This window comes from Mesorhizobium sp. YM1C-6-2 (assembly GCF_003666685.1).
Taxonomy (GTDB): domain Bacteria; phylum Pseudomonadota; class Alphaproteobacteria; order Rhizobiales; family Rhizobiaceae; genus Mesorhizobium_K.
The window spans coordinates 192,726-215,635 of the sequence record NZ_RCIZ01000006.1; the positions used below are offsets into that span (position 1 = coordinate 192,726).

The window sequence follows — 22,910 nt, forward strand, 5'->3', positions numbered from 1 at the left end:
CCGCCCGCGAGCGAAGGAGACTCAGACGACGATGAAACATGGCGTTCGGCCAAAGACCGCAAGCACGACTGTGCGTCGCGCCTTATGGCGCGCCCCCGCGGGCCAACCGCCGACAGGCGGCGGTACGGCCCGTGAGCGAAAGGAGATTCGGGCGCAGGTGCTCCACCTTGCATCCTTTCCCCACTCGGTTTAGGCCCTGAGCGCCTTCAAGGACGGTTTGGACATGCTCGACATCAAATGGATTCGCGAAAACCCGCAGGCCCTCGCCGAGGCGCTGGTGAAGCGGCAGTGGTCCGCCGAGAGGGCGCAATCGACCGTCGACGAGCTGATCGCCAGGGACGAGGCGCGCCGTGCCCATCTCGGCCGGCTGCAGGAGCGCCAGGAGCGCCGCAACGCCGCCTCGAAGGAGATAGGCAATGCGATGCGCGCCGGCGACATGGCGAAGGCCGAGGAGCTGAAGGGCGAGGTCACCGAGATCAAGGCGTTCCTCGCCGGGGCCGAGGCCGAGGAGCGCCGGCTTGACCAGGAGTTGGAGGATGCGCTGGCCGTCCTCCCCAACGTACCGCTAGCCGACGTGCCGGTCGGCACCGACGAGCACGACAATGTCGAGGTTCGCAAGGTCGGCGATCCCAGGCCGAAATCCAACTGGACACGCGAGCATTTCGAGATCGGCGAGACGCTCGGCATGATGGATTTCGAGCGTGCCGCGAAGCTTTCGGGCAGCCGCTTCACCGTGCTCAAGGGCCAGCTCGCGCGGCTCGAACGCGCGGTCGGCCAGTTCATGCTCGACCTGCACACCACCGAACACGGTTACACGGAAGTGCAGCCTCCTCTGCTGGTGCGTGATGAAGCTCTCTTCGGCACTGGCAACCTGCCGAAGTTCGAGGAGGATCTGTTCTTCACGCCGCATGGCGAAAGCCGGCTTGGCCTCATCCCCACGGCCGAAGTGCCGCTGACCAACCTGGTGCGCGAAGAAATCACCGCCTACGAAAAACTGCCGCTGCGCTTTACGGCGCTCACCCCGTGCTTCCGTTCTGAGGCGGGCTCGGCCGGGCGCGACACACGCGGCATGCTGCGCCAGCACCAGTTCTACAAGGTCGAGCTCGTCTCGATCACCGATCAGGACAGTTCGCGCGACGAGCACGAGCGCATGACTGAATGTGCCGAGACCGTGCTGAAGAAGCTTGGCCTGCCGTTCCGCACGGTCGCGCTCTGCACCGGCGACATGGGTTTTGGCGCCCAGAAGACCTATGACATAGAGGTCTGGCTTCCCGGCCAGAACGCCTATCGCGAGATTTCGTCCTGCTCGGTCTGCGGCGATTTCCAGGCACGGCGTATGGATGCTCGCTACCGTCCGAAGGAGGGCAAGGGTACCGCCTTCGTGCATACGCTGAACGGCTCGGGCACCGCCGTCGGCCGCGCGCTGATCGCCGTAATGGAGAACTACCAGGAGGCCGACGGCAGCGTAACCATTCCTGAAGTGCTCCGGCCCTACATGGGCGGGCTGACCAAGATCGAGGCAAGGGCTTAGCATGCGCATCCTTCTCACCAATGACGACGGCATCCATGCCGAAGGCCTTGCCGCTCTCGAGCGCGTCGCGCGCACCATCTCGGACGACGTATGGGTTGTCGCGCCGGAGACCGACCAGTCCGGCTATGCGCATTCGCTGTCGCTTTCCGAGCCGCTGAGGCTGCGCAAGCTCGGCGAAAAGCATTTCGCGGTACGGGGCACGCCGACCGATTGTGTCATCATGGGCGTGCGCCGCCTGCTGCCCGGCCTGCCGGACCTCGTGCTTTCAGGTATCAATTCCGGCTCCAACATCGCTGACGACATCACCTATTCGGGCACCGTCGCCGGCGCCATGGAAGGCGCGCTGCTCGGCATCCAGTCGGTGGCGCTCAGCCAGGCCTACAATGTCGAGGACGGGCAGCGTTTCGTGCCCTACGAGACCACGGAGGCGCTGGCGCCCGCGCTGCTCAAGAAGCTGCTCGCCGTCGACCTGCCGACCGGAACCTTCCTTAACCTCAACTTCCCGAGCTGCCGGCCGGATGAGGTCGAGGGCGTGCGCGTCACCAACCAGGGCAAGGTCGCCTACAACATCGACATCGAGGAGCGGGCCGACGGACGCGGCTTCCCTTATTACTGGCTGCGCTTTGGCCGCGACATGAGCGATCTTCGCGAGGGCACCGACATCCATGCGGTGAAGAGCAACTTCGTCTCGGTGACGCCGCTGAAGTTCGACCTGACGGCGAATGAGCTGCGCGACCAGATCACGAAGGCGCTCGCATGAACGACGCGGTCGACGAACGCGAGGCATTCGCATCCTTCCTGCTGCGGCTGCGCGGCAAGGGTATCGTTGCCAAGGAGCTGATCTCCGCGTTCGAGGCCGCGCCGCGTCACGCCTTCCTGCCGGACCGCTGGCGGAGCGTCGCCTGGACGGAAGGCATGATCCCGATCGAATGCGGCGAGGCGATCGAAGGGCCGGACCTGCAAGCCGAGATCATCGCCTCGCTCGCCATCGAGCCGGGCCACCGCGTTCTGGAGGTCGGCACCGGCTCGGGCTTCACCGCCGCCGTCATGGCGCGGCTTGCCGCCCGCGTCGTCACCATCGAGCGCTACAAGACGCTGACCGAGCAGGCGCGCCAGCGTTTCGAGGCGCTGGGGCTCACCAACGTCTCGGCGCGCCACGCCGACGGGTCGCAGGGACTTGCCGCTGAAGGGCCCTTCGACCGCATCGTGGTCTGGGCAGCCTTCGAGAGCCTGCCGCGCAACTTCGCCGAGCAGCTCGCGTCCAACGGCGTCATGATCGCGCCGATCGGCCCGGAAGAGGGGCTGCAGACGCTCACCAAGCTTACCAAGATCGGCAGCCGCTTCGAGCGCGAGGACATCGGCACGGTCCGTCTACAGCCAATCATGAAGAGCGTCGCCGCCGTCATCTGAGGCGGTTTTTCAAAAGTCTGAATTAAATCCGCTTCAAATTGGAGGAGTTTAACCGACCGGTAAGATTAACGCGCTTTAATTCGGACAGTTGAGTCTCGGGTATGCGCGGGTCGTTACCATGCTGGTCAGTGTTTTGAAGCGTAACGGTATGAAGCTGTCGCAAGGGGCAGCCGTCCTCCTCTTGGCGGGCGTTTCCGCCGGATGCAGTTCCCAAGTCGCGCGCTTCGGTGGCGTCGACGACTTCATGACCGCATCCACTCCAAACCAGCGCGAGATCATCCGGCCAAGCGCGCAGACCGGCGGCGGCGTCCAGCCCTATCCGGGCGACACGCAGCAGGTCGCGTCCGCCCCGGCCGGCGGCACCTATACCGGTTCGGTCACCCGCGGTTCGCTGGACCCGGTCTCGACCGCTCCCGCCGCTCAGCCGGTCCAGACAGCATCCGCTCCGCCCATGGCGCCGGTGGACACCACCACGACCGGCACGGTCAATCCGCAGCCGCCCTTCGCCGAGCAGGGCGACATCAAGGGCTGGTCGCGTGCCGGCGGCACCCAGGTCACGGTGAAGTCGGGCGAGACGGTCTACAACCTGTCGCGCCGCTTCGGCGTCCCCGCCGACGTCATCATGAAGTCGAACGGGCTGACCGAATCCGACGGGCTCAAGACCGGCTCGAAGATCGTCATTCCGACCTACGTCTATTCGGACAAGGCCGGCGTCTCCGCTCCCGACAACAATCCGAACACGGCGAAGGCGAAATCCTCGCGCGGCGAGCATCAGCCTGATCAGGGTCAGGATCAGCAGAATCTGGCTGTTCTGCCGAATACTCCGAAGAGCAAATCCGGCACGACCACCACGGCGGCGGCCGACAACACCAATGCCAAGCCGACGGCCGCCGGCACCTACAAGGTGCAGGAGGGCGACACGCTTTCCCGCATCGCCAGGAACACCGGCGCCAGCGTCACCGCCATCAAGGAGGCCAACGGCCTCTCCGACGGGCTGATCCGCGTTGGGCAGACGCTGAAGATCCCGGGTGCGGGCGGCTCGACCAAGGTCGCTTCGGCTGCCCCGGCGGCGACCGATGCAGTGGTGACGAACGCGACCAAGCCGGTCGAAGCAGCGCCCGCCGCGAAGCCTGCCGCTCAGGGCGAGAAGGTTGCAGCCTATACGCCGCCCAAGAAGACGGAGAAGGTCATCCAGCAGGCCGACGAGACGGCGCCGGACGCCACCGGCATCGGCCGCATGCGCTGGCCGGTGCGTGGCCGCGTGATCTCGCAATACGGCAAGGGCAGCGGCAAGTCGAACGACGGCATCGACATCTCGGTGCCGGAAGGCACGCCGGTCAAGGCCGCCGAGAACGGCGTCGTCATCTATGCCGGCGATGGGCTCAAGGAATTCGGCAACACCGTGCTGGTGCGCCACGAGGACGGGCTGGTCACGGTCTACGGCCATGCCAGCGCACTCAAGGTCCAGCGCGGCGAAAAGGTGAAGCGCGGGCAGGAGATCGCGGTCTCCGGCATGAGCGGCCAGACCGACTCGCCGAAGCTGCACTTCGAGGTCCGCAAGAATTCGTCGCCGGTCGATCCGTCGAGCTACCTGGAATAAAACCAGAAAAGCATGCGGACCGCCTGACCTCCAGTCTGGTCCGCCCGCTCTGCCCGCCCGATAGGGCGGGCACTTTCAGTTCACGGGCATGCCCGGTTTCGTGCTCGGCGCACGATTTTCGAATCTTTCGAATCACTTAGCCCTGTTCCTGCATCCTTTTCGCGATCGCCCGATGAAGATCCGGCGCCGCCTCGACGAGCGCCCGCGCGGCCTCCGATCGCGGATGTGTCAGCACTTCGGCCGTTCGCCCGGTCTCGACGATCCTTCCCTCATCCATGACCATGACCTCGTCGGTGATCGCCTTCGCCACGGTCAGGTCGTGGGTAATGAAGAGATAGGCGACTCCCAGACGGTCGTTCAGCCCCGCGAAGAGGTCGAGGACCTGCGCGCGGATCGAGACGTCGAGGGCCGAGACGGGCTCGTCGGCCACGACCAGCTTCGGGCGCGTTATGATGGCGCGGGCAATGGAGATGCGCTGCCTCTGCCCGCCGGAGAACTCGTGCGGGTATTTCTGCATGTCCGACGGCTTAAGCCCGACCTCGTGCAACGCCTGCGAAACGAGCTCGCGACGCTCCGCCCTGCCTGGCTTGCCGTCCAGCAGATGCAGGGGTTCGGCCACCAGCCACTCCACCGTCCTGCGCGGATTGAAGGAGCCGTAAGGGTCCTGGAACACGACCTGCATGTCCCGCCGTGCGGATCGCAGCGAGGTCTGGTCGCGGCCAGTGATCGTCTCGCCGCGAAATGCGATCGTGCCGGAGGTCGGTTCCTCGAGTGCCAGGATCATGCGGGCGAGGGTGGACTTGCCGCAGCCCGAGCGTCCGACCAGCGCCACGGAATGGCCTTCGCCCAGCGAGAAGGAGACGTTGTCGACGGCGCGGACCGGCGCCGGCTTCCGGAGCAGTGACGTCCGCCTGCCGGGGTAATCCTTGGCGATGTTCTGGACGGTGAGGAGGGGCGGTCTGTGGGCCTCCGATGGCGAGATGGCTGCGGGGAGGGTGGAGGCGGTGCCTCCTGAGACGCCCCCTTCTGTCTCCTTCGGCGACATTCTCCCCTCAAGAGGGGAGAATGGATGGCGCTTGCGGCGTTCCGGCACATGCATGGATGCCTGCGCCAGCTGCCGTGTATAGGGATGCAACTGGGCCGACAGCGTCGTCGCGGTCTCGCCCGCCTCCATCACTTCGCCACCCCGCAGGATGGTGATGCGGTCGGCCATCTCGGTCACGACGGCGAGGTCGTGCGAGATGAGCAGCAGCCCCATGCGGTTCTCGTTGACGAGATCGCGCAGAAGCTCGAGAATCTGCGCCTGCAGGACGACGTCGACCGCCGTGGTCGGCTCGTCCGCGATCAGGAGCTTGGGCTTCAGCGCACAAGCGATCGCGATGACCACGCGCTGGCGCTGGCCGCCCGACAGTTCGTGCGGATAGCGGGTGAGGGGGAATTTTTGGGCTGGAAGCCCGACCCGGTCGAGCATCCTCCGCGCCTGTGCATCAGCATCGGCCCTGTTGGCGCGGGTGTGCCAGCGAATGCCCTCCGCGACCTGCTCGCCGATCGTCTTCAGTGGATTGAGCGCGGTCATCGGTTCCTGGAAGACCATGCCGATGTCGTCGCCGCGCAGCGCGTTCATCCGGTCCTCGGATGCGGCCAAAATGTCGATGCCGCCGAAGCTGATGCGGCCCGAGACGCGCGCATCTTCGGGAAGCAGCCGCATGACCGAAAGCGCGGTGATCGACTTGCCGGAGCCGGACTCGCCGACCAGACCCATGACTTCGCCTGCCCCAAGCGACAGGTCGACGTCTTTGAGGATCGGCGTGCCGCCTATGTCGAGCGACAGGTTTTCGATCTCGAGCAGGCTCATCGCCGGCGCCTGAGTTTGGGGTCGAGCGTATCGCTGATGCCGTCGCCGATCAGGTTGAGGCCGAGCACGGTGATGACGATCGCCATTCCCGGCACGATGGCGAGGTAGGGCGCGACGACCATGCGCGTCTGCGCGTCGAACAGCATGCGCCCCCAGCTTGGCATCGGCGGCTGCGCGCCGAGACCGACATAGGACAACCCCGCCTCGGCGAGGATGCCTAGCGCAAATTGGATCGTGCCTTGGACAAGTAACAGGTTGGCGATGTTGGGCAGTATGTGCTCGACCGTGATCAGCGCTCCACCCTTGCCGGCGGCACGCGCCGCCAGAATGTACTCGCGCGGCCAGATCGCCAGCGCTCCGGCGCGTGCCACGCGTGCGAAGACCGGGATGTTGAAGATGCCGATGGCGATGATCGCGTTGACCGCGCCGGGGCCGAAGATCGCGGTGATCATGATTGCCGAGAGCAGGGCGGGAAAGGCGAAGACGATGTCGTTGAAGCGCATCAGCGCGTCGTCGACAAAGCCACCGCGCGCCGCTGCCCAGCAGCCGAGCGGGACGCCGATGCCCATGCCGATGCCGACCGCGACGAGCGCCACCGCGATCGAGTTGCGAGCGCCCACCATGATCATCGACAGCATGTCGCGGCCAAACTGGTCGGTGCCGAAGATGTGCGTCGCCGAAGGCGGCTGCATGCGGTCGGCGATGATCAGCTTCGTCACGTCGTAGGGCGTCCAGAAGAAGGACAGCAGCGCCATTGCCGCCACCAGCGCGGTGATGATGAAGCCGGCGACGAAGGAACGGTTGGCGAAGGCCTTTGCAAAAAAGCCTTTTTCAGGCGGCGGGGCGGGGCGGTCGTTCATGCGCGCACCCGGAGCCGGGGGTCGACTATCGCGTAGGAGAGATCGACCAGCAGGTTGATCACGATGATGGTCGCGACCAGCAGCATGACGACGCTTTCCACCACGATCAGGTCGCGCTGGTTGATTGCCTGGAAGATGAGGCGACCAAGCCCCGGCAGGTAGAAGACGTTCTCTATGATGATCGTGCCGGCGAGCAGGAAGGCGAATTGCAGCCCGAGGATGGTGAGCACCGGCAGCATGGCGTTGCGCAATGCGTGGCGCCAGAGCACGGTCTTTTGCGGGAGGCCCTTCGCGCGGGCGGTTCGGATGAAGTCTTCACCGAGCACCTCGACCAGCGCGGAGCGGGTGACGCGTGCCAGGATCGCGGCCTGGGGCAGGGCGAGCGCCACCGCGGGAAGGATCAGGGCCTTCAGCGCCGGCCAGAGGCCAGCGTGCCATCCGGGAAATCCGCCCGCGGGAACCAGCCTCAGCCAGACGGCGAAAACATAGACGAGGAGCAGAGCGAACCAGAAGTTCGGGACGGCGACGCCGAATTGCGAGGCCGCCATGGCGAAGGTGTCGGCCGTGCGGCCCCGGCGCGCCGCGGCGAAGACGCCGACCGGAATGGCGATCGCAGTCGACAGCGCCAGCGAAATCAAGGCGAGCGGCAGCGAGACCGCGGCGCGCTCCGTGATCAGGTCGAGGACGGGAACCGAATAGGTGTAGGAGCGGCCGAAATCGAGGCTGAGCAGCCCGCCGATCCAATGGAAATAGCGGACGAGAAATCCCTGGTCGAGGCCCATCTCGACCCGCAAAGCCTGCACCGCGTCCTCGGTGGCATTGAGACCTAGCATCAGCCGCGCCGGGTCACCCGGCAGGATTTCGAGAACGGCAAAGACCACCACCGAGGCCACCGCCAGGGTCAGCAGGCCGGAACCCAGGCGACGCAGAAGGAAGGAGATCATGGAGTGTCGCCTCGACATCCGGGAGAGGGGATGAAACGGAGGCGGTATCGGGAAAGGGTGTTTTGGGCATGCTTCATCGCCGCCACACCGATTTCTTTTCGCTCGCGGGCCGCACCGCCGCCGGGTTCCGGCGGCTGGCCCTCCGCGGGGGCGCGACACAGGTCGCGACGCCCGCTTGGGCTTGCGGCGTGCGTGGTCGTCGCCACGCCCGCCGAAACGTCTGGCCATTGCGGGAGGCGGCGCATGGCTGCGACGTCTTCTAAGTAATCTAGTTGACGCGCAGCCATGCGCCGCCGGCGTTTTCTCCCGCTGCCGTGCCCGGTCCATCCCCTTCCGATAGGCTGGAGGAGCGGGCGCGCAGGCCAGCATCGGGACCGGAGCCGCCCATGTGACCAACACGGGACGCGATCCAGCGCCACACTTGCCTGGATGGAGGTCGTGGCCACCCGTTCCCACAAGCAAGCTGCTGACGGGGAGTATGCGGGAGGCGAAAGGGTTGTGAATAAACTGGCCGGGCGGGAAGGCGAAGAAATCGTGTAAGCGATTGATTTCAGGGCGATAAAACTCTGCCCGGTGCGGAATTCAATCCACGCTCCGAAAAGACCCGCTTTCGGAGCGCTCATCAAATCCCGCTCCTCTTGCGTCAGTCCACCCATTTCACCTTGGTCAGGTCGTTCGCCTGGATCGGCGAATTTTCCCAGAGCCCCTCGACCTTGGCGTCCCAGATGCCGATCTTGGGCAGTTCGAACAGGAAGCCCACCACAGCGTCATCGGCGAGGATCTTCTGCGCCTGGCCGTAGAGCTCCTTGCGCCTGGCCTCGTCCGAGGTGAGGTTCAACTCCTCGATCACCTTGTCGAAGGCCGGATTGTCGTAATTGAAGTAATAATCCTTGCGCGAATAGATATCGATGTCGTTCGGCTCGGTGTGAGACACGATCGAGAGGTCGTAGTCCTTCTCGGTGAAGACCTGCTTCAGCCAGTCCGCCCATTCGACCGGGATGATCTCCGCCTCGATGCCGATGTTGCGCAGTTCCGACGCGATGATCTGGCCGCCGTCGCGGGCATAGCCGACCGGCGGCAGCTTCAGCGTCGTCTTGAAGCCGTTTTCGAGCCCGGCTTCCTTGAGCAACTCCTTGGCCTTTGCCGGATCGTAGGGATAGGTGCCGGTGAGATCGACATAGGCATCGTTCGCCGGCGAGAAATGCGAGCCGATCGGCGTGCCGAGGCCGCCGGAGGCGCCGTCGATGATCGCCTTGCGGTCGATGACATGGGCGATGGCCTGGCGGACCTTGAGATTGTCGAAGGGCGGCTTCTTGTTGTTGATGGCGAGGATCGTCTCGCCTTCGGTCGAGCCGATGACGACCTTGAAGCGCGGGTCGGATTCGACCTGCGGAAGCGCATCGCCGAGCTGGAAGTTGGGAAGCGCCTGCACGTCGCCCGAGAGCAGCGCAGGCACCGCCGCCGCGGCGTCAGGAATGATACGGAACTCCGCCTTGTCGAGCGCGACCGGTTCGCCCCAGTAGCTGTCGGCCCTGACGATGGTGATCGACGAGCCCTTGGCCCAGTTGTCGAACCTGAAGGGACCGGTGCCGACCGGCTTCTCCTTATTGGTCCCGGCCGATTCCGGGGCCACGATCACGGCGTCTCCCCAGCCCATATTGTAGAGGAAGGCGCCCTGCGGGGTCTTGAGTGTCACCTTGACGGTGGCCGGGTCGACGGCCTCGACCGTATCGATCGCAGCGAAAAGAGCCTTTTGCGCATTGGTGGAATCGTCGGCGCGGGCGCGATCGAGCGAGAATTTCACATCGTCGGCGTTGAAATCGGTGCCGTCGTGGAATTTGACCGATGTCCGCAGCTTGAACGTATAGACCTTGCCGTCGTCGGATACCGTCCAGCTCTCGGCGAGGGCAGGCAGGACCTCGCCGCGCGAGCCGATACGGGTCAGCCCTTCGAACACGTTGGCGTAGAGCACTTCGTCGATCGCCGCCGCCGCGCCCGCCGTCGGATCGAGATGCGGCGGCTCCAGCGGCATGCCGAGCACGAGATCGGCCCGCGCGGCCATCGCCGCCGTGCTCGAGGCGAGCGCCAGGACGGCTGCTGCTGCGGCTGATTTCCAGGGGTTCATGGCGGCTCTCCCGTTACGTAAGGTGGCGCGGATAGAAGCGCGATTTGCAAGGCCAGTAAACGGCTATTTCGCACGTGCGAGGAGCAATCCAGAATGTTTTTCTTTTTCAGGTGGTTAGGCCGATTGTGCATCGCAATCTCACTGCCTATCGGCCTCTGCCGCGCAACAGCCTGTCAAGGCCGACCGCCATGACCTTGGCCGACTCCACCATGTCGGTGATGCCGACCCACTCGTCCGGGCGGTGGGCGAGGTCGAGTATGCCCGGGCCGTAGGCGATGCAGTCGTGCAGATGGCCGATGCGGGTGACGTGCTTCTGGTCGTATGTGCCGGGCGAGATGACATATTCCGGCTCGCGGCCGAAGACCTCGCGAATGCCTTCGGCCACTGCCGCGGCGACGGGGGCGTCGCGCTCCGTCATCAGCGGCAGCACCTCCATGACGTCGCGGATGGTGTAGTCGAATTTCTTGCGGCTTTCCTTCAGCCGGTCGAGCACGGTGACGATCTCGTCCTTCACCTCGGCGAGGGTTTCCTCCAGGAGGAAACGGCGGTCGATCACCATCCGGCAGGAGTCGGGCACGTTGGGCGAGGGCAGGCCCGAATAGTCATCGGTCTGCCCGCCATGGATGGCGTTGATGTTCATAGTCGAGCGGCGGGCCCCTTCCGGCACGACCGGCATGCGCGTGCGCTTCTGGTCGAGCGCCGGGAAAAGCTCCTCCTCGAAGGCGCGGATGACCGCGCCCATGTGGCGGACCGCGCAGTCGCCGAGGAACGGCATCGAGCCATGCGCCATCTCGCCCTTGGTCTCGATCTCGGCCCACCAGACGCCGCGGTGGCCGAGACAGATGCGGTCCTTGTTGAGCGGCTCCGGAATGATGACGTGGTCGACCTTCGGTTTTGAGAAATAGCCCTTCCGGGCGAGGTAGGCGACGCCGCCGAAACCGCCGGATTCCTCGTCGACCGTGCCGGAGATCTCGATCGCGCCCGGAAAATCCGGATTGACGTCCATGAAAGCCTCGGCCGCGATGATCGAGGCGGCAAGCCCGCCCTTCATGTCGCAGGCGCCGCGGCCATAGACCCTGCCGTCCTTGACGGTTCCGGCGAAGGGATCGACGGTCCAGCCTTCGCCGGCTTCGACCACGTCTATGTGCGAATTGAAATGCACGGTCGAGCCGCGCGTCCTGCCGTCGAAGCGGGCGACGACATTGATGCGCGGATAGCGGTCGCTGTCGCCCGGCGTGCCTTCGGCGCGGATGAACTCGACGCCGAAGCTGCGCTTCCGCAGCCGGTCGGCAATGAATTCGGCGCAGGGGCGGTAGGCGTCGCCAGGCGGGTTGACGGTCGGAAAGCGGATCAGATCGGTCGCAAGCGCGGCCAACTCGTCGGTCCGCTCCTCGATTGTCCTGGAAAGGCGCTCGTCCATGCGCCGAATTGAGCAGGCTTGCCGATGGCTTGGCAAGGCTAACGTTGCGGCAATGCAACTGTCAGGCGAAATTATTCGAATTTGACCGACCGGATTGGCGAAAACCTCAGGGTTCGGGTGTAGAGCAATCGTTATCCCGTTCAGACGGTCAAATACGTTCATAACCGGGCAGGAGGGGTCAGATGAAACACGCGACTCGGAAAAACGCGATTCTCACGGCAGTGGCGCTGGCGGCGATGCTGTTCGGCGCGACGACGCAGGGCTGGAGCGCCAGCCTCGTCGCGCGCGTCGACATTTCCAGCCAGACGATGACGGTCTCCAGGAACGGCCGCGTGATCCACAAATGGAAAGTGTCCACCGCCCGCCCGGGCTACTGGACGCCGCGCGGCACGTGGAGCCCGAAGCGGCTGCACCGCATGTGGTATTCGCGCAAATACCACATGTCGCCGATGCCCTATTCGGTGTTCTACCTCGGCGGCTACGCGATCCACGGCACCAACTATGTGAAGAGCCTGGGACGTCCGGCCTCGCATGGCTGCATCAGGCTGCAGACGGCAAACGCGGCGCAATTCTATTCTCTGGTCCAGCAGGCCGGCCGCGCCAACACGCGGATCACCGTCGTCAACTGAGCGGACCCGTATCCGACATTCTAGGTGGGGCAGGGCCGTTCAGCCTGCGCTGCCGGCCTTGGTCCGTTCGGAGCCCGACTTCGCTTTCCAGCGGTTGGCGCGCCTCCGGTTGCTCAGCGACCAGCGCTTGTGGAACCACATCCACTGACCGGGGTGTTCGCGCACCCAGCCTTCGACCACGTCGTTGAAAAGCTGGGCGGAGGCTTCGATATCCACGTCGCCGTTGGCATCGCGCACGAGCTCAACCGCCTCCTGGATCTCCAGCCGATAGCGGTTGCCCGGCAGGCGCGTGCAGCGAGCCGGAAAGACGTCGCAATCGAAGCGGCGCGCCAGCATCGGCACCACCGGATTGGTTTCGCACGGCCGCCCGAAAAAGGTCGTGGAGACGCCGCCGGCGAACTTCTGGTCGACGAGGGCGCCGACATTGCCGCCCTCTTCCAGGATGCCGGCGAGCGCGAAGGCGGCGCCGGCGTGCGTTTGCATCAGCCCGCCCATCGTCGAACGGCGCGTCGAGAGCACATAGTCGGCGATGTAGGGATTGTTCGGCGGGCGGAAGAGCGCCGTCACCTTCAGGCCGTGCACGGCCGCCGCGATCGGCAGCAGCTCGAAATTGCCGAGATGAGCGGTGAAGAGGATATGCGGCTTCTGTTCGCCGGCTAGCCGGACGAAAAGCTCCTCGCCGACGACCTCGATGCGACCGGCCGACCGGTCGGCCGGATCGAAGTCGAAGAGCTGGTCGAGAAATATGTATTCGGCCGCCAGGCGGGCCATGTTGTCCCACATCTCCAGCGCCAGCGCCTCGATCTCCTGTTCCGATTTATCAGGGAAGGCCCTGCGGAGATTGTCGAGGGCGGTGCGGTGCCGGCCGAACCAGGGGCCGATCCTTCTTGCCGCCGCCGCAGCGACGTTGAGGGCGGTGTCCGGTGGCAGCTTGCGGAGCAGCCACATGGCGCTCACGGCAAAACGGGCGATCAGCCAGTGGTTGGCCGCACGGGCGAGCCGCATCGCGCGCTTGCTTAAGAGGGCGGAGGTCCTTCGCTTCAACGAATGACCTTCCTCAGCCGACGCGCAGGACGATCTTGCCGAACACGTCGCGGCTTTCCATGCGCTTCAGCGCCTCGCCGATGCCGGCGAAATCCACTTCGGTATCGATCACCGGCGAGACAAGGCCGGCGGCCATCTTCTGCATGGCGTTCGCCATGTTTTCCATGCGGCAGCCGAAGGAACCGAAGATCTTCAACTGCTGCTGGAAGAGCTGCATCAGGTTCATTTGCGTCGAGACGCCAGACGTCGAGCCGCAGGTGACCAGCCGGCCGCCGCGCTTCAACGACAGCATTGAGCCGGCCCAGGTATCGGCGCCGACATGCTCGAACACGACGTCGACGCCCTTCTTCTTCGTCAGCTTGCGCACGACGCCTTCGAAGCGGTCCTCGCGGTAGTTGATGACGTGGTCCGCGCCGAGCGCCTCGGCCTTCGCCATCTTGTCGGCGGAGCCGACGGTGGTGATGACGGTGCAGCCCATCTTCTTGGCGAGCTGGATCGCCGCCGTGCCGATGCCCGAACCGCCGGCATGGACGAGAATCGTCTCGCCGGGCTCGAGCCTGGCATTGTCGAACAGCATGTGCTCGACGGTGCCGTAGGTGACGGGCGTGACCGCAGCGCCGATCGCATCGACGCCGGGCGGGGCGGGGACCAGGAGCCGCGCGGGGAGATTGATCTTTTCCTGGGCGAAGCCGTCGAGATGGAAGCCGTGGACGCCCGAGACATGCTCGCAGAGATTGTCGCGGCCTTCGCGGCAATGCCGGCAAAGCCCGCAGGTGCGCGCGCCGTAGATGGCGACAAGCTGGCCCGGCAGGAGGTTGGACACGCCCGGACCGACAGCCTCAACCTCGCCCGACGCCTCGGCGCCGATCGTCAGCGGCAGCTTGCGCTTGGCGAAGGCCATGCCGCGCCATCCCCAGACGTCGATGTGGTTGAGCGCAACGGCCTTGATGCGGAGCGTCACCTCGCCGAGGCCCGGCGCGGGCGGGGGCGCGACCTCGACGGTTTCGAGCTTGCGATCCTCGATGAGCTGCAATGCACGCATATTGCGGGTGGAACCCCTCTATTCTTCTTTGAGCATGATCTTTTCCGAAAGCCGGTTCCGACTTTTCGAGATCATGCTCCAGGCGAACCTTGCGGCTCGCTTAGACGGGTTCCCGCGCCAAGACAAGGCAGGTGTTCTGCCCGCCAAAGCCGAAGGAATTGGAGAGAACCGTCGACACGTCGGCCGAGCGCTTGACGTTCGGCACCACGTCGAGCTCGATCGCGGGGTCGGGATTGTCGTAGTTGATGGTCGGCGGCAGAACGCCCTCGCGCATGGTCATCAGCGAGAAGGCGGCCTCCACCGCGCCCGCCGCCGACAGCGTATGGCCAATCATCGACTTGTTGGATGAAACCGGGATTTTCCGTATGCGCTCGCCGAAGACGGTGGACAGCGACAGATGCTCCATCTTGTCGTTTTCGGGCGTCGAGGTGCCGTGCGCGTTGACGTAGCCGATCTCGTTCTCGGAAAGGCCGGCGTCCGAGAGCGCCGCGCGGACGGCGGCGATCGCGGGCGAACCATCGGGCTTGGAGCGCGTGCGGTGGAAATCGTCGGCCCGCTCGCCGCATCCGCGCAGGATGCCGAGCACCGTTGCGCCGCGCGCAATGGCGCTTTCCAGCGATTCCAGCACGAGCGCAGCGGCGCCCTCGGCAATGACGAAACCGTCGCGGTCGCGGGAAAACGGCTTCGAGGCCTTTTCGGGAACGTCGTTCTGGGTCGACAGAGCGGACAGGAGCGAGAAGCGGATCAGCGCCTCGGCCGTGACCGAGCCGTCCGCGCCGATCGACAGGGCGCGGTCGCATTCACCGCGCCGGATCGCTTCCACGCCGAGCTGGATGGCGGTCGCGCCGGAGGCGCAGGCGGTGGAAAGCGTGATCGGCAGGCCGCGCGTGCCGAGCGTATCGGCGAGCCTGTCGGCGATCGAGCCGAATTGCGCGGTCTCGAAGATATCGAGCGTCTTCAGGTCGCGGGCGATCTCCAGGACACGGTCGGCTGCGCTTCCGTTCTTTCCGGCCGCGTAGAGGCTGAAACGATCGGCCCAGTCGAGTTCGACCGGCGGCGACGCCAGGAAAAGCGGTCCGCCGAAATCATCAGAGGAAAGACCGGACTCGCCGATCGCCTCGCGGGCGGCGGTCTCGGCCATGTCGTAGGTCAGCGGGCTCGCACCCTTGCTGCTCGTTTCCAGGAAGTCGACGGTGCCGCAAATCCGCGTGTTGAGATGATCCGTCGGGAAGCGGGTGATCGGATGGATGCCCGACCGCCCCGACGTCAGCGCGTCCCAATTGTCCTTCTTGCCGACGCCGAGCGAGGTGATGACGCCAATGCCGGTCACGGCAACGACCGGCCTTCCGAGGTGATCTTTCATAATCGTCATTCCTGACCCCGATCCCAGTGGCCGGACGGTTCAATCGGCGGCGACGACGCGCGCCATGCCCTCAAACTGGTGATAGCCGACAGCCGTTGCAAGCACCGAGCCGGTCTCGCCGTCGAAAGGCTTTTCGACCTCGGCGTCAAAGACCGGATAGGCGGCGCGATTGTGCACGGCGAGTGCGGCAAGCGCCACCGCGAACGGGAACTGGGCTTCCTTCAGATGCCCCACGATGCTCGAGAACCCGCGCAAGGACACACCGGACGTCGCGTCGAACGCCTGTTTTTCCGCGGCGGTCGCGGCATGCGCGCCGGACGCTCCGGATATGGCGAGCATCGGCTTGTCCGCTACGCCCGCCCTAGCTGCGAGTGCGGCGATCCCGGAAGCGAGATCGTCCTTCTGGCGCCGAATCCTGTCCGAGAAGACGGTGCCGAGCTGGGCGTATGCCTTGCGGCCGCGCTTCTCGGCGTGCTCGCGCGATTCCAGGACGAGGAAGGCGGCACCCGAGCCGCTGATCAACCCGCCGCCTTCGGCGCCCTGGCGCTGCCACACAGGCGCCCACGGGCTGCGATGCAGATAGCCGGCCAACTCGTAGCCGAGCAGCATGTCGTGGTGTTCAGTCTGGAAAGCGCCGCCGACCAGCATGTGCGAGGACTGGCCTGAGCGGATGCGCGCGGCCGCCGTTTCGACGGCTGCGACCCCGGCGCCTTCCTCTCCCATGAAGGTGCGCGAGGAGCCAGTCACCTTGTGGACGATGGAAATGTTGCCGGCGAGGAGGTTGGAGAGTTGCGCCAGGAAGAGGGTGGGACGCAGGTCGGTGGTCAGCTTCTCGTTGAGCAGCACGCCGCGGTCGTTGCGCGCCGCCGACGCCTCCAGAATGCCTGAGTCGACCGCTTCGTCGCGTTCGCCGCCGCCGGCAGCGACAACCATGTCCATGGTGGCGCACAGCGCCTCGTCCTTGATGGCGGCGTCGTCCAGCGCCAGCCCGGCCGCATAGGTGCCAAGCCGCTGCCAGGTCTCCATCTGCCGCTGGTCGCCGCGCTTGGCGATCTGCAGACCCCAGTCGATGGCGGGCAGGGGATGGACGACGTAGGGCGCAAAGCGCTCGGCGTCGGTGACGGGTTGCGGCCTGTCGGCAGTGAGCTTCTGCCAATGGGCGTCGACGCCCTCGCCGAGGGCGGAAACCAGGCCGATACCGGTGATGAGGACGTCGTTGGGGCTCATCGCGCCGTTTCGCTTAAACGGCCAGCGCCATCAAGCGGCCTTCGCGGCGACGAGCCCGTCGATCTTGGCGCAGAGGTTCTTCATCAGGAAATATTCGTCGGTCGACACTTTGCCGTCGTTGACTTCCTGCGTCCACTTCTCGAGCGGCACCTTGATGCCGAATTCCTTGTCGATCGCGAAGACGATGTCCAGGAAGTCGAGGCTGTCGATGCCGAGGTCGTCGATCGTGTGGCTTTCCGGGGTGATCGTGTTGATATCGATCTCGCTCGTGTCCGCGATGATTTTGGCGACTTTCTCGAAAGTGGTCGTCACGGTTCTTCCTTCAAATACCGATTGGCCCGGGCGGGGGGTGCCGGGCGCGAAGCGTCGATCGGCTGTCTAGTCGCTTTTTTACGCCGTGAAAAGGCCCGCGACGGGCAGTTCAGGGCGTTATAACTTTTCTGGAGTGGAAGTTCGTTCACGGAGACGGGCATTCAGTTGAAGATTATCCGGCCAAGCACGCGCAGCTTGTCGTCGCCTGCGCCCACGATCACGGCCTCGCCCTCGCGAGCCGGCTGGCCAGTCAGGGCCTCGATGGTTTCGAGATGGGTGACGAGGACGAGATTGCCCGACCCGGAATAGTCGCGAACCTCGCGCAGGACGGCATCGAGCTGCTCCTTGCGGGCATTCTCGTCAGCCGCCGGAGGGTCGAGCGGCGCGAAATCCTCGGCGCTGCCGAAGGCAAGGCGCGCCGTTTCCCTGGTCCGGCAATAGCGGCTTGTCAGCACGCGCTCGGTGGGTGCTGCGCGGGCGGCGAACAAGGCGCCGATCTTGCGCGCCTGCTGCTTGCCGCGTTCGGAAAGGTTGCGCTGGGTCGAGCATTTCTCGACGTCGAAACTGGCCGGATCGGCGGCTCCTGGCGCCATTGCGTGCCGCAGGAGCACGACGTGCTCTCCATCGCGCAACAGGGCCCAGCCGGCTTCGGTCGCCCTTGCTTCGACGGCAAAGAGAAACAGCAAAGCGACTGCAATGGTACGAAACATCCGGCAATTTTCCTCACGCAAGCGACGGATATAGGGACGCGAAAGCAGGTATAAAGGCAAGCACGCGTTGCCTGGCCGCGCAGCGAGCCCATCCGTCCCGTTTCGCCGCCAGCCACTCGATTTCCCGGGCCCGCGGTTGCGCGGGACTGCGCAGTCGCCTATTCGCAGGCCGTGTCGCCGGTCGTCGAAACCATCCTCTTCGTCTTCGGACTCGTCGCGCTCGGCTATATCGCCGGGCTGACCGGCTATCTGAAAACCACAGTCGGCGATGCGCTGACCGAGTTCGCGGTCGGTGTCGCTATGCCGCTGCTTCTTTTCCGAACTATGGTTGGCGCGGATTTTCACGGTTCGGCGCCGTGGGCGCTCTGGACCGCGTATTTTTCCGCCGCCGCGGCAGCCTGGCTGGGCGGGCATCTGGCGATGACCCGGATTTTCGGGCGCGACCCGCAAATGGGCGTCATCGGAGGGTTCTCTTCCGCCTATTCCAACCTCGTACTTCTCGGAATCCCGTTCATGCTCGGCGCGCTTGGCCGGGAAGGCTTCGAGGTCCTGTCGTTGCTCATCGCCATCCACCTGCCGGTCATGACGATGACGTCGATCATCCTGTTCGACGTGTTCGGGCACCGCAAGACCGGGACGATCAGCGCCGGCGAGATCCTGAGGGCGTTTGCCAGGCGCGTGCTGCCAAACCCGTTGATGATCGGCATCCTGGCCGGCGTGGTCTGGCGTTTCACCGGGTTCGAACTGTCCTCCTTCGTCGGACGGCTGATCGATTCCCTGGCGGACATCGCCGGACCGCTGGCGCTCTTCGCAATGGGGCTCAGTCTCAGGAAATTCAGCATTGTGGGCAATGTCCTGCCGGCGACCGTGCTGTCGCTGCTGAAGCTTTTCCTGATGCCGGCGGTGGCGCTGGGCGTCGCCCTGCTGCTCGGCCTGCCGCCGATGACCGCCAAGGTCGCCGTGATGGCGGCGGCTCTGCCTTCGGGCGTCAACTCCTACCTGCTCGCCATGCAGTTCGGGACAGGGCAGGCGCTGGCGTCCAGCCAGATGTCCATCGCCACGACCTGCGCCGCGGTGACCATCGCCTTCTGGATGACGGTTGCGCAGGTGGTGTTCGGCTAGCGCCGGGCTGTCTCTGGACCAAGACCTTTCGTCCAGTAAAGATTGATCGCCTGCCGCCGGCTGGAGTAGAGCATGCCCCACGAGAGGCGTCCGACCTTTCGGCGCCCGCAACAATTCCAGGATAGGCGGTTCGACGCCACGAAGGAGGCAAGACCATGCTCCAGAAAATCAGCCATTTCATGCGCGAAGCCAATCTGATCGGCGGCGAGTGGGTGCAGGCCGACAGCGGCGCCACGATCGACGTGACCAACCCGGCGACAGGCCTGAAGATCGGCACCGTGCCGAAATCGGGCAAGAACGAAACCCGCCGCGCCATTGAAGCGGCGGAAGAGGCGTTCCATTCGTGGAAGAAGACCTCCGTGCTCGAGCGCCACAAGCTCCTGCGCAAGATGCATGACGCGATCATGGACAACCAGCAGCCGCTCGCCGAAATCCTGACGACCGAGCAGGGCAAGTCGCTGACCGAGGCCAAGGGCGAGATCGCCATTTCGGCCGCCTATATCCTGTGGTTCGCGGAAGAGGGCCGCCGCACCTACGGCGACGTGGTGCCGTCGCCCTGGGCCGACCGCCGCATCATCACCACCAAGCAGCCGGTCGGCGTCGTCGGCGCGATCACGCCGTGGAACTTCCCGTCCTCGATGCTGGCGCGCAAGCTCGGCCCGGCATTCGCGGCCGGCTGCACGGCGGTGGTCAAGCCCGCCTCGCAGACGCCGTATTCGGCGCTGGCCTGGGGCGTGCTCGCGGAGGAGGCCGGCTTCCCCAAGGGCGTCGTCAACATCGTCACCGGCTCGGCCGCCGAGATCGGCGACGAGATCTGCGCCAATCCGCTGGTGAAGAAGCTGACCTTCACCGGCTCCACCGAAGTCGGCAAGATCCTCATCCAGAAATGCGCGGCGACGGTGAAGAAGGTGTCGATGGAGCTTGGCGGCAACGCGCCGTTCCTGGTCTTCGACGACGCCGATATCGACCGCGCGGTGGAGGGCGCGATCGCGGCCAAGTACCGCAATTCGGGCCAGACCTGCGTGTGCACCAACCGCTTCTTCGTGCAGGCGGGCGTCTATGAGGAGTTCGTCGACAAGCTGGCGGCGGCAAGCAAGAAGCTGAAGGTCGGCTCCGGCCTCGAGGACGGCACGCAGCAGGGGCCGCTGATCGACGTCAAGGCTGTCGAGAAGGTCGAGGAATTCGTCGACGACGCCAAAGCCAAGGGCGGCCGGGTCGTCGCCGGCGGCAAGCGCCATCCGCTCGGCGGCTCCTTCTACGAGCCGACGGTGATTGCCGACGCCAAGCCCGAGATGAAGTTCATGAAGGAAGAGATCTTCGGCCCTGTCGCGCCGGTCTTCAGGTTCGAGGCCGAGGAGGAGGCCATCCGCCTCGCCAACGACACCGAGTTCGGCCTCGCCGCCTATTTCTACACCGGCAATCTCGGCCGCGCCTTCCGTGTCATGGAAGGCCTGAAATACGGCATGGTCGGCGTCAACGAGGGCATCATCACCACGGTCGAGGCGCCGTTCGGCGGCGTCAAGGAGTCCGGCCTCGGCCGCGAGGGCGGGCACCAGGGCATCGAGGACTATTTGGATACGAAATATGTCTGCCTCGGGGGCCTCGGCCTCTGATTTCTCTTGCAGGCCGGGTGAAAACCCGGCCTTGCTTGCCTGTCTGCAGCGCTGACGGGGAGGAGCCTAATGGCTGACGGTGAAGTCTTCGGGAAGACCCAGGAGGGGACTTCGATCCATCGGTTCTCGATAACCGGCGGCGGGCTAACGGCGCATGTCGTCAACTGGGGCGCGGTGTTGCAGGACCTCAGGCTGGACGGGCACGAGGCGCCGCTGGTGCTGGGCTTCGACCGCTTCGAGGACTATCCCGCGCATTCGCCCTATATGGGCGCGATCGCCGGGCGCTACGCCAACCGCATCGCCAACGGGCGTTTTACGCTCGCAGGCACCCAACACCAGCTGGACCAGAATTTCCTCGGCAAGCACACGCTGCACGGCGGCTCGAAGAGCTTCGGCAAGCAGGTGTGGGAAGTGCTGCTTCACGGCGACGATTTCCTGACGCTGGCGCTGCATGACCCGGCTGGCGCGATGGGCTTTCCCGGCGCACTCGACGTGACCTGCACCTACCGGATGAAGATACCGGGCACGCTGTCGGTCGAACTGTCGGCGACCTCCGACGAGCCGACGCTCTGCAACCTCGCCCATCATTCCTATTTCAACCTCGACGATGGCGGCAGCGGCGACATACTGGACCATCGCCTGATGCTGACCGCGGCGGCCTATCTGCCGGTCGACGAGGAACTGATCCCGACGGGCGTCGTGAAGCCGGTCGGCGGGACTGCGTTCGATTTCCAGCGGGCGCGTACGATTCGCCTCGAACAGGAAGGCGAGCAGGTTCCCTACGACCATAATTTCTGCCTTGCCGCCGCGCGCGGGCCGCTGAAGCAGGCGGCATGGGCGCAAGGCTCATCGTCCGGCGTCGAGATGGAAGTGTGGACTACGGAGCCGGGGGTGCAGTTCTATGCCGGCGCCAAGGTCGCGCCGCCCGTTCCGGGGCATGGCGGGCGCACCTACAAGCCCTATGCGGGCTTCTGCCTGGAGCCGCAGGTCTGGCCGGATTCGCCGAACCGGCCGTATTTCCCGCAAGCAGTGCTGTGGCCGGGCGAAGTCTACCGGCAGGTCACGGAATACCGCTTCAGCAGAACCTAGGCAGCGAACGCCGCGCGAAGCGTCTCGTAAGGAGCCAGCGCGCCGCGCACCTGCACCACCGCGGCAGCGACCGCATGGGCCTTCCCGGTGGCTTCGACCGGGGAGAGGCCGGCCAGCCGCGCGGCGAGATAGGTGCCGTTGAACGAATCGCCGGCGCCGGTGGTGTCGACCGGCGAGGGGACATGCACGGCAGGCACCGACTCGGCCTTGTCCTCGTGGCACACATGGGCCGGAAGCTCGCCGTTCTTGACCACGATTTCGCGCACGCCGGCCGCGGCGAGCCGGTCAGCCGTCGCCTCGGGAGACGCGTCGCCGTGAAGGCTCTGCTCGTCGGGGAATGTCGGCAGCGCGATATCCGTCACCGACAGCGCCTCGTCGATTGCCGCGCGCGCTTCGTCCAGGGATTTCCACAGGCGGGGACGGTAATTGGCGTCGAAGGCGATGAGGCTTCCGGCCTGGCGCGCCTTGCCCACGGCTTCGAGGAGGACGCGGCGGGAAGCCGGGTCGAGAATTGCCAAAGTGATTCCGGAAAAATAGGCAAGAGCTTGGTTTTTAAGGCTTTTCGCCAATCTTTGCGGGTCGGACGCCAGTTGTTTCGCTGCCGAATCGTTGCGCCAGTAGGTGAAGGACCGCTCGGCGCCGGTCAGCGTGATGGCATAGAGGCCGGGGCGGGCGCCTGAAATGACCGGGCTCTGGCCGATACCGATCCCGTTCGCCTGAAGGAAAGCGATCTGGTCGCGCGAAAAGGGATCGTCGCCGAAGGCGGAGACGTAGTTCGTCGCGCGCTCCGGCCCGGCCAGGGCGCGCAGCGCCCACAGCGTATTCAGCGTGTCGCCGGCAAAACCCATGCGCCAGTCCTCGCCGCCCCTGCCGGACAGTTCGAGCATGCATTCGCCGATCGAGACGATTCCGTTTCCTGCCATCACTTCCCTCCGAATTCGCAGACGCTATAGCTTTTCGAAAGGCGCGAAGCCATGCTTGCGTCAAACATGAAGCGGGATGATGCCCGGAGGC

20 protein-coding genes are annotated in these 22,910 nt (G+C 65.3%); 8 read left to right on the top strand and 12 right to left on the bottom strand.

The window, feature by feature from the left end; translation table 11 throughout:
- The first annotated feature begins 223 nt into the window (after positions 1–223).
- The 4 genes from serS to D8676_RS16895 all read left to right on the top strand — a co-directional run bounded on the left by serS (position 224) and on the right by D8676_RS16895 (position 4,541).
- Positions 224–1,531: a serine--tRNA ligase gene (gene serS, locus D8676_RS16880; protein ID WP_121582403.1), complete on the top strand. Its 1,308-nt coding sequence runs from the start codon at positions 224–226 to the stop codon at positions 1,529–1,531.
- 1 nt (position 1,532) lies between these two features.
- Positions 1,533–2,291: a 5'/3'-nucleotidase SurE gene (gene surE / locus D8676_RS16885; protein WP_121582252.1), complete on the top strand. Its 759-nt coding sequence runs from the start codon at positions 1,533–1,535 to the stop codon at positions 2,289–2,291.
- On the top strand, positions 2,288–2,941 hold the full coding sequence (locus D8676_RS16890; protein ID WP_121582253.1) for a protein-L-isoaspartate(D-aspartate) O-methyltransferase: 654 nt from the start codon (positions 2,288–2,290) through the stop codon (positions 2,939–2,941). The genes surE and D8676_RS16890 overlap by 4 nt, the downstream gene beginning before the upstream one ends.
- Positions 2,942–3,059: 118 nt before the next feature.
- Positions 3,060–4,541 (top strand): LysM peptidoglycan-binding domain-containing M23 family metallopeptidase, encoded by a 1,482-nt coding sequence (locus D8676_RS16895; protein ID WP_121582254.1) that lies wholly within the window; start codon positions 3,060–3,062, stop codon positions 4,539–4,541.
- 136 nt (positions 4,542–4,677) lie between these two features.
- Here D8676_RS16895 and D8676_RS16900 read toward each other — a convergent pair whose 3' ends face one another.
- The 5 genes from D8676_RS16900 to D8676_RS16920 form a co-directional block, all read right to left on the bottom strand.
- Positions 4,678–6,396 carry a dipeptide ABC transporter ATP-binding protein gene (locus tag D8676_RS16900; RefSeq protein WP_121582255.1) on the bottom strand — a complete coding sequence of 573 codons (1,719 nt, stop codon included), beginning with the start codon at positions 6,394–6,396 and terminating at the stop codon, positions 4,678–4,680.
- Positions 6,393–7,256, bottom strand: coding sequence for an ABC transporter permease (locus tag D8676_RS16905; protein ID WP_121582256.1), 864 nt, complete (start codon positions 7,254–7,256; stop codon positions 6,393–6,395). The genes D8676_RS16900 and D8676_RS16905 overlap by 4 nt, the downstream gene beginning before the upstream one ends.
- Positions 7,253–8,200: an ABC transporter permease gene (locus D8676_RS16910; RefSeq protein ID WP_121582257.1), complete on the bottom strand. Its 948-nt coding sequence runs from the start codon at positions 8,198–8,200 to the stop codon at positions 7,253–7,255. The genes D8676_RS16905 and D8676_RS16910 overlap by 4 nt, the downstream gene beginning before the upstream one ends.
- A 643-nt stretch (positions 8,201–8,843) precedes the next feature.
- A complete protein-coding gene (locus D8676_RS16915; RefSeq protein ID WP_121582258.1) occupies positions 8,844–10,325 on the bottom strand; it encodes an ABC transporter substrate-binding protein in 1,482 nt (493 codons plus the stop codon).
- A gap of 145 nt (positions 10,326–10,470) precedes the next feature.
- Positions 10,471–11,745, bottom strand: coding sequence for an acetylornithine deacetylase/succinyl-diaminopimelate desuccinylase family protein (locus tag D8676_RS16920; protein ID WP_121582259.1), 1,275 nt, complete (start codon positions 11,743–11,745; stop codon positions 10,471–10,473).
- Positions 11,746–11,927: 182 nt separating this feature from the next.
- On the opposite strand from D8676_RS16920, the gene D8676_RS16925 reads away from it, so the two are divergent.
- A complete protein-coding gene (locus tag D8676_RS16925; protein ID WP_121582260.1) occupies positions 11,928–12,374 on the top strand; it encodes a L,D-transpeptidase in 447 nt (148 codons plus the stop codon).
- Between the two features lie 39 nt (positions 12,375–12,413).
- Here D8676_RS16925 and D8676_RS16930 read toward each other — a convergent pair whose 3' ends face one another.
- From D8676_RS16930 to D8676_RS16955, 6 genes are all read right to left on the bottom strand, one after another.
- Positions 12,414–13,418, bottom strand: a complete 1,005-nt coding sequence (locus D8676_RS16930) for a lipid A biosynthesis lauroyl acyltransferase (RefSeq protein ID WP_281034287.1) — start codon at positions 13,416–13,418, stop codon at positions 12,414–12,416.
- Positions 13,419–13,431: 13 nt separating this feature from the next.
- A complete protein-coding gene (locus tag D8676_RS16935) occupies positions 13,432–14,460 on the bottom strand; it encodes a zinc-binding dehydrogenase (protein WP_121582262.1) in 1,029 nt (342 codons plus the stop codon).
- Between the two features lie 100 nt (positions 14,461–14,560).
- A complete protein-coding gene (locus tag D8676_RS16940; RefSeq protein ID WP_121582263.1) occupies positions 14,561–15,832 on the bottom strand; it encodes a beta-ketoacyl-ACP synthase in 1,272 nt (423 codons plus the stop codon).
- 30 nt (positions 15,833–15,862) lie between these two features.
- Positions 15,863–17,050 (bottom strand): beta-ketoacyl-ACP synthase, encoded by a 1,188-nt coding sequence (locus D8676_RS16945; protein WP_121582264.1) that lies wholly within the window; start codon positions 17,048–17,050, stop codon positions 15,863–15,865.
- A 30-nt stretch (positions 17,051–17,080) separates the two neighbouring features.
- Positions 17,081–17,362, bottom strand: a complete 282-nt coding sequence (locus D8676_RS16950) for an acyl carrier protein (protein WP_121582265.1) — start codon at positions 17,360–17,362, stop codon at positions 17,081–17,083.
- A 161-nt stretch (positions 17,363–17,523) separates the two neighbouring features.
- On the bottom strand, positions 17,524–18,072 hold the full coding sequence (locus D8676_RS16955; protein ID WP_121582266.1) for a histidine phosphatase family protein: 549 nt from the start codon (positions 18,070–18,072) through the stop codon (positions 17,524–17,526).
- Positions 18,073–18,243: 171 nt separating this feature from the next.
- Between D8676_RS16955 and D8676_RS16960 the strand changes: the two genes are divergently transcribed.
- The 3 genes from D8676_RS16960 to D8676_RS16970 all read left to right on the top strand — a co-directional run bounded on the left by D8676_RS16960 (position 18,244) and on the right by D8676_RS16970 (position 21,896).
- A complete protein-coding gene (locus D8676_RS16960; protein ID WP_121582267.1) occupies positions 18,244–19,194 on the top strand; it encodes an AEC family transporter in 951 nt (316 codons plus the stop codon).
- Between the two features lie 155 nt (positions 19,195–19,349).
- Positions 19,350–20,807, top strand: coding sequence for an NAD-dependent succinate-semialdehyde dehydrogenase (locus D8676_RS16965; protein WP_121582268.1), 1,458 nt, complete (start codon positions 19,350–19,352; stop codon positions 20,805–20,807).
- Between the two features lie 69 nt (positions 20,808–20,876).
- Positions 20,877–21,896, top strand: a complete 1,020-nt coding sequence (locus D8676_RS16970; protein WP_121582269.1) for an aldose epimerase family protein — start codon at positions 20,877–20,879, stop codon at positions 21,894–21,896.
- Here the strand turns inward: D8676_RS16970 and D8676_RS16975 are convergent.
- On the bottom strand, positions 21,893–22,819 hold the full coding sequence (locus D8676_RS16975; protein WP_121582270.1) for a sugar kinase: 927 nt from the start codon (positions 22,817–22,819) through the stop codon (positions 21,893–21,895). The genes D8676_RS16970 and D8676_RS16975 overlap by 4 nt on opposite strands.
- Positions 22,820–22,910 lie beyond the last annotated feature (91 nt).

Coding starts and splice junctions, on each gene's coding strand:
- D8676_RS16935 (WP_121582262.1), bottom strand. CDS start 14,460: ATGCGTGCATTGCAGCTCATCGAGGATCGCAAGCTCGAAACCGTCGAG.
- D8676_RS16890 (WP_121582253.1), top strand. CDS start 2,288: ATGAACGACGCGGTCGACGAACGCGAGGCATTCGCATCCTTCCTGCTG.
- D8676_RS16925 (WP_121582260.1), top strand. CDS start 11,928: ATGAAACACGCGACTCGGAAAAACGCGATTCTCACGGCAGTGGCGCTG.
- D8676_RS16965 (WP_121582268.1), top strand. CDS start 19,350: ATGCTCCAGAAAATCAGCCATTTCATGCGCGAAGCCAATCTGATCGGC.
- D8676_RS16955 (WP_121582266.1), bottom strand. CDS start 18,072: ATGTTTCGTACCATTGCAGTCGCTTTGCTGTTTCTCTTTGCCGTCGAA.
- D8676_RS16975 (WP_121582270.1), bottom strand. CDS start 22,819: ATGGCAGGAAACGGAATCGTCTCGATCGGCGAATGCATGCTCGAACTG.
- D8676_RS16910 (WP_121582257.1), bottom strand. CDS start 8,200: ATGATCTCCTTCCTTCTGCGTCGCCTGGGTTCCGGCCTGCTGACCCTG.
- D8676_RS16945 (WP_121582264.1), bottom strand. CDS start 17,050: ATGAGCCCCAACGACGTCCTCATCACCGGTATCGGCCTGGTTTCCGCC.
- D8676_RS16895 (WP_121582254.1), top strand. CDS start 3,060: ATGCTGGTCAGTGTTTTGAAGCGTAACGGTATGAAGCTGTCGCAAGGG.
- serS (WP_121582403.1), top strand. CDS start 224: ATGCTCGACATCAAATGGATTCGCGAAAACCCGCAGGCCCTCGCCGAG.
- D8676_RS16970 (WP_121582269.1), top strand. CDS start 20,877: ATGGCTGACGGTGAAGTCTTCGGGAAGACCCAGGAGGGGACTTCGATC.
- D8676_RS16905 (WP_121582256.1), bottom strand. CDS start 7,256: ATGAACGACCGCCCCGCCCCGCCGCCTGAAAAAGGCTTTTTTGCAAAG.
- D8676_RS16915 (WP_121582258.1), bottom strand. CDS start 10,325: ATGAACCCCTGGAAATCAGCCGCAGCAGCAGCCGTCCTGGCGCTCGCC.
- D8676_RS16900 (WP_121582255.1), bottom strand. CDS start 6,396: ATGAGCCTGCTCGAGATCGAAAACCTGTCGCTCGACATAGGCGGCACG.
- D8676_RS16920 (WP_121582259.1), bottom strand. CDS start 11,745: ATGGACGAGCGCCTTTCCAGGACAATCGAGGAGCGGACCGACGAGTTG.
- D8676_RS16940 (WP_121582263.1), bottom strand. CDS start 15,832: ATGACGATTATGAAAGATCACCTCGGAAGGCCGGTCGTTGCCGTGACC.
- surE (WP_121582252.1), top strand. CDS start 1,533: ATGCGCATCCTTCTCACCAATGACGACGGCATCCATGCCGAAGGCCTT.